Annotated in this window: 6 protein-coding genes; 5 read left to right on the top strand and 1 reads right to left on the bottom strand. The window is 71.7% G+C overall.

The window, feature by feature from the left end; genetic code table 11:
* Positions 1-88: 88 nt before the first annotated feature.
* The gene (locus tag J5X07_RS06205; RefSeq protein WP_124932969.1) at positions 89-703 is read right to left on the bottom strand and encodes a MogA/MoaB family molybdenum cofactor biosynthesis protein; all 615 of its coding nucleotides are present in this window, start codon (positions 701-703) and stop codon (positions 89-91) included.
* A 339-nt stretch (positions 704-1,042) separates the two neighbouring features.
* Between J5X07_RS06205 and J5X07_RS06200 the strand changes: the two genes are divergently transcribed.
* The 5 genes from J5X07_RS06200 to narI all read left to right on the top strand — a co-directional run bounded on the left by J5X07_RS06200 (position 1,043) and on the right by narI (position 9,471).
* Entirely contained in the window at positions 1,043-2,371 is a 1,329-nt protein-coding gene (locus J5X07_RS06200) for an MFS transporter (RefSeq protein ID WP_208479022.1), read from the top strand.
* 69 nt (positions 2,372-2,440) lie between these two features.
* Positions 2,441-6,250, top strand: coding sequence for a nitrate reductase subunit alpha (locus J5X07_RS06195; RefSeq protein WP_208479021.1), 3,810 nt, complete (start codon positions 2,441-2,443; stop codon positions 6,248-6,250).
* The gene (narH, locus tag J5X07_RS06190; protein ID WP_208479020.1) at positions 6,250-7,956 is read left to right on the top strand and encodes a nitrate reductase subunit beta; all 1,707 of its coding nucleotides are present in this window, start codon (positions 6,250-6,252) and stop codon (positions 7,954-7,956) included. The genes J5X07_RS06195 and narH overlap by 1 nt, the downstream gene beginning before the upstream one ends.
* 1 nt (position 7,957) lies before the next feature.
* On the top strand, positions 7,958-8,686 hold the full coding sequence (gene narJ, locus J5X07_RS06185; RefSeq protein WP_124932965.1) for a nitrate reductase molybdenum cofactor assembly chaperone: 729 nt from the start codon (positions 7,958-7,960) through the stop codon (positions 8,684-8,686).
* Complete coding sequence (narI, locus tag J5X07_RS06180) at positions 8,683-9,471, top strand: respiratory nitrate reductase subunit gamma (protein ID WP_124932964.1); 789 nt, start codon at positions 8,683-8,685, stop codon at positions 9,469-9,471. The genes narJ and narI overlap by 4 nt, the downstream gene beginning before the upstream one ends.
* Positions 9,472-9,568 lie beyond the last annotated feature (97 nt).

Below are 9,568 nucleotides of genomic sequence, written 5' to 3'. Positions count from 1 at the left end.
ACCCTTCCTTTCGACAATTTGCATGAGATCGTACTTCTCCAGCGCTGGAAAAGGCCGATCTCATGCAAATTGTCGAAAGTCGGGCGGGTTAGTGGTCGCCGCCGCCGAGCTGCTCCAGGACATGCGGCACGAGGGGGCCGATGACGGCGATGGTGTCCTCGACCCCGCCGCGCGATCCCGGGGCGTTGACCACCAGGGCGCCCTCGGGCCCGCGGGAGGTCACGCCCACCAGGCCGCGGGAGAGCCCTGCCAGGGGGGTCTTGGTCAGCCCATGGGCGCGGATCTGGGCCTCCAGGCCCTCCAGGCGCGCCTCCAGCAGCCCGATAGTGGCCTCCGGGGTCAGGTCGCGCGGCGTCACCCCCGTCCCACCGGTGGTCAGCACCACCCGCGCGCCCTGGGCCAGGGCCTGCTCGATGGCCCGGCGCACCGGCTCCACGCCGTCGGGCACCACCCGGGCCGCGGGGGCGATGACCCTGTGCTGCGCCAGGAGCCGCACGGCCAGGGGCCCGGAGCGGTCCTGGCGCTCGCCGCTGACGCAGCGGTCCGAGACGGTGATGACCGCGCCGCGGACCGGCTCCTCCAGGGGCACCAGACCCTTCTGGCGCACGGGCCCCTCGTGCGCCTCCTGGTGCGCGGCGCCGCTCCGGGGCGAGCCGGCCCGGGAGGAGCCGGGGTCACTGGCGGTGTCCTGGGGATGTGGCATGAGATCCACAGTAGCGCCCGATCCCAGCCGTGGGACCGCGCACCGCGGGCCAAGACCCCCGCAAGACCCCCTCCAAGAGCCCGCGCCGACCGCAGGCCGGCCATTAGAATACGGCATCATCACCTATAAGCACGGCCCTGCCAGGCGAGGCGCCCCGATTTCTCCCGTCGTTCCAAGGAAGAAACGCCGCTATAGGAGGAGTCCACAGCACTCGGGCACCATCTGGAGCAGAGCACGACTCGTATCCGCACCCCCGACCCGCCCACCAGCCACCAGCGCACCGTCTCACCGCCGGCACTGCCGCCAGCGCGCCGGACCCGCCCGACCAGCAGGAGTCCCATGTCCCCCCTCACCACCACCGGCACGACCCTCTCCGGCTGGGATCCCGAGGATCCCGAGCACTGGTCGGCCTCGATCGCCTGGCGCACCCTGGCGATCACCACCTTCTCCCTCATGCTGGGCTTCACCGTCTGGTTCCTGCCCAGCGCCATCGCCCCGCGCCTGGCCGAGATCGGCTTCGAGCTGTCCAAGGGGCAGCTGTACTGGCTGACCTCCATGCCCGGGCTGTCCTGCGGGCTGCTGCGCCTGGTCTACATGCTGCTGCCGGCCACCATCGGCACGCGCAGGATGATCGTGGCCTCCTCCCTGCTCTACGTCCTGCCCATGCTGGGCTGGTTCACCGCCGTGCAGAACCCGGGCACCCCCTACTGGGTGCTGCTGGGCCTGGCCTTCACCTGCGGCATCGGGGCCGCGACCTTCTCGGGCTACATGCCCTCCACCGGCTTCTTCTTCCCCAAGCGCCTGGTGGGGACGGCCCTGGGCCTCCAGGGCGGCCTGGGCAACATGGGGATGAGCGTCATCCAGCTGGTCGCCCCCTTCCTCATGAGCACCGCCCTGCTCGGCCTGACCTGGGTCGAGCCCTACGCACCGGGCGCCCCCCGGGTGGTCAATGCCACCGTCTTCTTCCTGCCCTGGGCCCTGCTGGCGGCGCTGCTGGCCCACGCCTACCTCAAGGACGTGCCCATCAAGGCCAATATCAAGGAGCAGATGGACATCTTCGGCAACCTCGACACCTGGCTGATGACCATCATCTACATCATGACCTTCGGCCTGTTCTCGGGCTTCGCCGCCCAGACCGCGCTCATCATCAACAACAGCTTCGGCGCCTCCTCGCCCCTGGCCGGCTCCTTCGCCGCCTCCGAGCTGCCCGACGGCGCCGCCTACGCCTTCCTGGGCACACTCATCGGCTCCTTCCTGCGCTTCGCCTGGGGCCCCCTGTGCGACCGCTTCGGAGGCGCGGTGTGGACCCTGGTCTCGGCCCTGGGGATGGCAACGACCTTCGCCTTCTGCGCCGTCCAGCTCACCGGTCCCGACGAGCCGGGGGACTTCACCCCCTTCCTGTGGGGGATGCTGGCGATGTTCTTCTTCGCGGGGGTCGGCAACGCCTCGACCTTCAAGCAGATGCCCATGATCATGCCCAAGCGCCAGGCCGGGGGCGCCATCGGCTTCACCGCCGCCGTGGCCGCGCTGGGCCCCTTCCTGGTGGGGGTGGCGCTGTCGGCCATGCCGGCCGCGGCCTTCTACTGGGCCTGCTCGGTCTTCTGCCTCATCTGCGCCGTCATCACCTGGGTGCGCTACGCCCGCCCCGGGGCCGCGCGGCCCGGCTGAGCCACTGCCCGACGCCGCCCCCGCACCCGCCGACTCGCAGCGCTGACCACAACCTCGGAGGAAGCATCCATGAGCCCGACCCCCGGCCCCCTCCCCGAAGACCCGATCGTCCCGGGACCCGACACGAAGGTCGAGAGCGCCCCGGCCCTGCTGGGGCTCGGCTCCTACCTGCGACGGGGCCAGGCCTCGGCCGACGCCCGCCGCCTGTTCCTCACCGGCGGGCGCCAGGCCGACGCCTTCTACCGCCGCCGCTGGAGCCACGACAAGATGGTCCACTCCACCCACGGGGTCAACTGCACCGGCTCGTGCGCCTGGGAGGTCTACGTCTCCGACGGCGTCATCACCTGGGAGAAGCAGGTGACCGACTACCCCACCACCGGGCCGGACATGCCCGAGTACGAGCCGCGCGGCTGCCCCCGCGGCGCCGCCTTCTCCTGGTACACCTACTCCCCCACCCGCATCCGCTACCCCTACGTGCGCTCGGCGCTGCTCGACGCCTTCCGCGCCGCCAAGGCCGCCCACGACGGCGATGCCGTGGCCGCCTGGGCCCGGGTCACCGGCGACCCGGCCACCGCCCGCGCCTACAAGTCGGCCCGCGGCAAGGGCGGCATGGTGCGGGTGGACTGGGAGGAGGCCATGGAGATCGTGGCCGCGGCCTACGTCCACACCATCCGCACCTGGGGCCCCGACCGCATCGCCGGGTTCTCCGTCATCCCCGCCATGTCGCAGGTCTCCTACGGGGCCGGGGCCCGCCTCCACGAGCTCATCGGCGCCACCATGCTCTCCTTCTACGACTGGTACGCCGATCTGCCGCCGGCCTCGCCCCAGGTCTTCGGCGACCAGACCGATGTGCCCGAGGCCGGCGACTGGTACAACGCCCAGTACCTCATCATGTGGGGCTCGAATGTGCCCCTGACGCGCACCCCCGACGCCCACTTCATGACCGAGGCCCGCTACCACGGGCAGAAGGTGGTGTCGGTCTCACCCGACTTCGCCGACAACACCAAGTTCGCCGACCAGTGGCTGCGCGTGGCCCCCGGCACCGACGGCGCCCTGGCCCAGGCGATGGGGCACGTCATCCTCAAGGAGTTCCACGTCGGCAGGCGCGAGCCCTTCTTCCTGGACTACATGCGCCGCCACACCGACTCGCCCTTCCTCATCGGCCTGGAGCCCTCCCCCGACGGCAGCGCCTTCGTGCCCGGGCGCTTCGTGACCGCCTCCGACGTCGAGGGCGTGGCCGCCGGGGCGCCCAAGAACGAGTTCCGGCCCCTGGTGTGGGACCGCCGGCGCGGCCCCGCCGACCCGGGTGGCACCCTGGCGGACCGCTTCACCCCCGAGGGCGAGGGCCGCTGGAACCTGCTCATGGAGGGCGTGGACCCGGTGATGAGCATCATGGACCTCCACGACGGGGCCGACCCCGGCGCTGCCGGCGCTGCGGCGGCCCGGCCCCGCGTCCAGGCCGCCCAGGTGCTCCTGCCCCGCTTCGACCTGCCGGGCTCGACCACGGCCACCGGCAGCATCGGCGGCGGGGTCATGCGCCGGGGGGTGCCGGTGACCCGGGTGGGAGACCGCCTGGTGACCACCGTCTACGACCTGCTCCTGGCCCAGTACGGGGTGGAGCGCCCCGGCCTCCCCGGCCAGTGGCCCGAGGGCTACCAGGACGCCACCGACCCGACCACCCCCGCCTGGGCCAGTGAGATCACCGGCGTGCCCGGCCCGGCCATGATCCGGGTGGCGCGGGACTTCGCCGTCAACGCCATCGAGTCCGGTGGGCGCTCCCAGATCCTCATGGGCGCCGGCATCAACCACTACTACCACGCCGATGAGATCTACCGCACCATCCTGGCGCTGACCTCCATGTGCGCCACCCAGGGCGTCAACGGCGGGGGCTGGGCCCACTACGTGGGCCAGGAGAAGGTCCGCCCGATCTGCGGCTTCCAGCAGTACGCCTTCGCCCTGGACTGGCACCGCCCCGCCCGCCAGATGATCTCCACCGGCTTCTGGTACCTCACCACCTGCCAGTGGCGCTACGACACCACCCCGGCCGAGCGCCTGGCCTCCCCGGTCGACCCCGGATCCATGGTGGGCCGCACGACCACCGACACCATGGTCGAGGCCATGAAGCGCGGCTGGACCCCCTCCTACCCGACCTTCAACCGCTCCCCCCTGCTCCTGGGCCAGCAGGCCAGGGCCGAGGGGATGGAGCCCGCGGACTACGTGGTCAAGGAGCTGCGGGCCGGCACCCTGCGCTTCGCCTGCGAGGACCCCGACGCCCCCGAGAACTTCCCGCGCATCGTGTGCAACTGGCGCACCAACCTGCTGGGCTCCTCGGCCAAGGGCACGGAGTTCTTCATGCGCCACATGCTGGGCACCGACAACGATGTCAACGCCGCCGAGGCCGGGCCCGGCCAGCGCCCGGTCTCGGTGACCTGGCGCGAGGAGGCCCCCGTGGGCAAGCTCGACCTGCTGTGGACCTCGGACTTCCGCAACACCTCCTCGACCCTGCACTCCGACGTCGTCCTGCCCGCGGCCACCTGGTACGAGAAGCACGACATCTCCTCCACGGACATGCACCCCTTCGTGCACTCCTTCAACGCGGCCATCGACCCGCCCTGGGAGGCCCGCACGGACTTCCAGATCTTCCAGGACCTGGCCGGGCTGATCTCGCAGTGGGCACCGCGCTATCTGGGCACCCAGACCGACGTCGTGGCCGCGCCCCTGGCCCACGACACCCCCGATGCCCTGACGATGGCCCACGGAAGCGTCGCGGGCATGCCCCAGGAGTGGATCCCCGGCGTGACGATGCCCAAGCTGGTGCCCACTGAGCGCGACTACACCCAGATCCGGGCCAAGTTCGACGCCCTGGGGCCACTGGCCGAGAAGCTGGGCCTGCCCTGCAAGGGCATCATGCTCAAGCCCGGCCCCGAGGTCGACCTGCTCCGGCGCCACCACGGGGCCTCCCAGGAGGGCCGGGCCGCCGGCCGGCCCCTCATCGACACCGACATCCGGGCGGCCGACGCCATCATGACCCTGTCGGGCACCACCAATGGGCGCATCGCCACCCAGGGCTGGGGGGACCTGTCCCAGCGCACCGGCACCGGGCTCATCGAGCTCAGCGCCCAGGAGGCCGGCAAGCGCATCACCTTCGAGGACACCCGCGTCAAGCCCCAGGGCGTCATCACCTCCCCGGAGTGGTCCGGCTCGGAGCACGGGGGCAGGCGCTACTCGGCCTTCGTGGTCAATGTGGAGCACGCCAAGCCCTGGCACACCCTGACCGGGCGCATGCACTACTACCTCGACCACGACTGGCTGCGCGACATGGGCGAGTCCATGCCCGTCTTCCGCCCGCCCCTGGACTTCCACGCCCTCTACGGAGAGGCGCCGCCCGGGGCCGTGGGCACCAGCCGCGAGGGCACGGCGGAGGTCGCCGTGCGCTACATCACCGCGCACAACAAGTGGGCGATCCACTCGCAGTACTTCGACAACCTCCACATGCTCACCCTGGGGCGCGGCGGCCAGACGATCTGGATGAGCCCGGCCGACGCCGACAAGATCGGGGTGCGGGACAACGAGTGGGTCGAGGCCTACAACCGCAACGGCATCGTGGCGGCCCGCGCCATCGTCTCCCACCGCATCCCCGAGGGCATGGTCTTCATGCACCACGCCCAGGAGCGCACGATGAACACCCCGCTGACCGAGCGCAGCGGCAGGCGCGGGGGCACCCACAACTCCCTGACGCGCATCGTGCTCAAGCCCAGCCACTTCGCCGGGGGCTACGGGCAGCTGGCCTACGCCTTCAACTACATCGGCCCCACCGGCAACAACCGCGACGAGGTCACGCTCATCCGCCGTCGCAGCAACCAGGAGGTGACGTTCTGATGAGGGTCATGGCGCAGATCGCGATGGTGATGAACCTCGACAAGTGCATCGGGTGCCACACCTGCTCGGTGACGTGCAAGCAGGCGTGGACCAACCGCGAGGGCACGGAGTACATGTGGTTCAACAATGTGGAGACCCGCCCGGGGGTGGGCTACCCGCGCTCCTGGGAGGACCAGGGCAAGTGGCGCGGCGGCTGGGAGCGCACCGCGGGAGGGCGCCTGCGGCCCCGCTCCGGCGGGCGCCTGCGCCGCCTGGCCACGATCTTCGCCAACCCGGAGATGCCCACGGTCGAGGACTACTACGAGCCCTGGACCTACGAGTACGACCGCCTGCTCTCGGCGCCCAAGGACTCCCCCACGATCCCGGTGGCCCGCGCCAGGTCCCAGCTGACCGGGGAGTACATGCCCACCATCGCGTGGGGCCCCAACTGGGACGACGACCTGGGCGGGTCCCTGGAGACCCTGGATGAGGACCCGGTCCTGTCGGGGATGAGCGCCAAGGTGCGCACCGATATCGAGTCGGCCTTCATGTTCTACCTGCCGCGCATCTGCGAGCACTGCCTCAACCCCACCTGCGTGTCGGCCTGCCCCTCGGGAGCCATGTACAAGCGCACCGAGGACGGCATCGTGCTGGTGGACCAGGACGCCTGCCGCGGCTGGCGCATGTGCGTGTCGGCCTGCCCCTACAAGAAGGTCTACTTCAACCACGCCACCGGCAAGGCCGAGAAGTGCACCCTGTGCTACCCGCGCCTGGAGATCGGCGAGCCCACGGTGTGCTCGGAGACCTGCGTGGGGCGCCTGCGCTACCTGGGGGTCATCCTCTACGACGCCGACCGGGTCTCCCAGGCCGCCGCCGTCAAGGACCCCCGGGACCTGTACCGGGCCCAGCGCGAGATCATGCTCAACCCCCACGACCCCGGGGTCGTCGCCGCGGCCCGGGCCGAGGGCATCCCCCAGCCGTGGATCGAGGCGGCCCAGGCCTCCCCTATCTGGGAGCTCATCGACACCTATGAGGTGGCCCTGCCGCTTCACCCCGAGTACCGGACCATGCCGATGGTCTGGTACATCCCCCCGCTGTCGCCCATCGTCGATGAGATCGTGGCCACCGGCCTGGACGGGGAGGACCACCGGGTGCTGCTGACGGCGGTGTCCGAGATGCGCATCCCGCTGGAGTACCTGGCGGGCCTGCTGACCGCGGGGGACACCGACGTCGTCGAGCTGGTGCTGCGGCGCCTGGCCGCCATGCGCTCCCACATGCGCCAGGTGCGCCTGGGCCGCGAGCCGGACCCGGCCATCGCCGCCTCGGTGGGGCTGAGCGGGCAGGGGCTGGAGGAGATGTACCGGCTGCTGGCCATCGCCAAGTACGACGACCGCTACGTCATCCCCACCGCCAAGCCGGAGGTGCCCCGGGGCATGGAGTCCCTGGTGGGCGCCGAGCAGGAGGTGCGCTCCCTGCTGGGGCGGGGAGCGCCGGCCGGCTGCCACTCCGATGCCGCCTCCTTCCACGGGGCGGGCGCTGCCGGCCCGACGACGGTGGCGCTGCCCCTGCCCACGGTGCGCCGCGACCCGGTGCCGGCTGCGGGTCCGGGCGCGCCGGTCGTGGGGGTGCCCCGGCCCCTCGGCGACGACGACACGCGGCCCTCGGGGATCCCGCTGCGGAGCGGGGGCGCCGCCGCGGGCACGGCCCGCCCGGTGAGGGAGCCCTGAGATGGCCTCCTTCGTGCGCGCCCCCCGGGCCCTGGAGCCCCCGGCCCGGGTGGAGCTGAGCCCCCAGCAGCGCGCCACCGTGCACATGGCGGCCTCCCTGCTGCTGGACTACCCGCAGGAGGGGCGCCTGGCGCCCCTCCTGGAGGCCGTCTCCGCCGCCGCGGCCACCCTGCCCCCGCAGGTGGCCGGGCCCCTGGAGGACTTCGTGGCCCGGGCCCACCACTGCGGCGAGCGGGCGCTGGCCGAGCACTACGTGGAGACCTTCGACCGCCGCCGCCGCTGCTGCCTCTACCTGACCTACTACGCGGTGGGCGATACCCGCCACCGCGGGGCGGCGATCCTGGCCTTCAAGCAGGCCCTGTCCGCCGCGGGCTATGAGATGGCACGCGACGAGCTGCCCGACTACCTGCCGGTGGTCCTGGAGCTCTCGGCACGCAGTGATGACGAGGTCGCCCAGGCCCTGCTGTCCTCCCACCGCGAGGGGATCGAGGTGCTGCGCAGCGCCCTGAGCGATATCGGATCGCCCTACGGGCTGCTCATCGAGGCGGTGTCCATGACCCTGCCGGCCATCGACCCGGCCACCGCTGAGCGCATCCGGGCCCTGGTGGCCGCGGGCCCGCCCACCGAGACGGTGGGGGTCACCGACACCCTTCCCTTCCCGACCACGCCCATCAGGCACCCGGTCATCCACCCGCTGGAGCAGCCCCTGACCCAGGAGGTCCCCTCATGAGCCCGATCGAGCAGAACCTCCTATGGGTGGCCCTGCCCTACGCCTGCCTGCTCCTGCTGGCCGCAGGCATGGTCTGGCGCTGGCGCTCCGACCAGTTCGGGTGGACCTCGCGCTCCTCGCAGTGGCACGAGTCCCGCATCCTGCGCCTGGCCTCGCCCATGTTCCACCTGGGCTTCCTCATGGTGGCCGGGGGCCACCTGGTGGGCCTCATGGTGCCCAAGTCCTGGACCCGGGCCGCAGGGGTCACCCAGCACATGTACCACCTGGGCGCCACCTACCTGGGGACCCTGGCGGCGCTCATGACGATCGCGGGGATGGCCGGGCTCATCTACCGCAGGGTGGTGGTGAAGTCCGTGCGCCTGGCCACCAGCCGCAATGACATCGTCATGTACTGCTTCCTCATCATCCCGGTGCTGCTGGGCACCTTCGCCACGATCTCCCACCAGCTCATGGACCCCCACGGCTACGACTACCGGGAGACCATCAGCCCCTGGCTGCGTTCGGTGCTGTCCCTCCAGCCCGAGCCCCGGCTCATGGCCGAGGTGCCCCTGTCCTTCAAGCTGCACGTCATCGCGGGCCTCCTGCTGCTGGCCATCTGGCCCTTCACCCGCCTGGTCCACGCCGTCTCGGCCCCCGTGGGCTACGTGACCCGCCCCTACGTGGTCTACCGCTCCCGCGAGGCCTCGATCTCCACCTCCTCCACGCCCCGCGGCTGGGAGCCGGTGCACACTCAGGGCACCGGCAATCAGGGGGCCGACGACGTCGCCGCCTCCCACGGGGCCTGAGCCCTGGGCGGGGCCCGGCGCCCCTCCACCCGGGCACGTCCCGCGGCCGGAACGATCCGGGCCGTCCCACGGGCCCTCAGGACGATGGCCCCCATCC

This window comes from Actinomyces bowdenii (assembly GCF_017592395.1).
GTDB lineage: Bacteria > Actinomycetota > Actinomycetes > Actinomycetales > Actinomycetaceae > Actinomyces > Actinomyces bowdenii.
The sequence above is the reverse complement of the archived record's forward strand: the minus strand, read 5'-3'. Positions and strand labels throughout refer to the sequence as shown.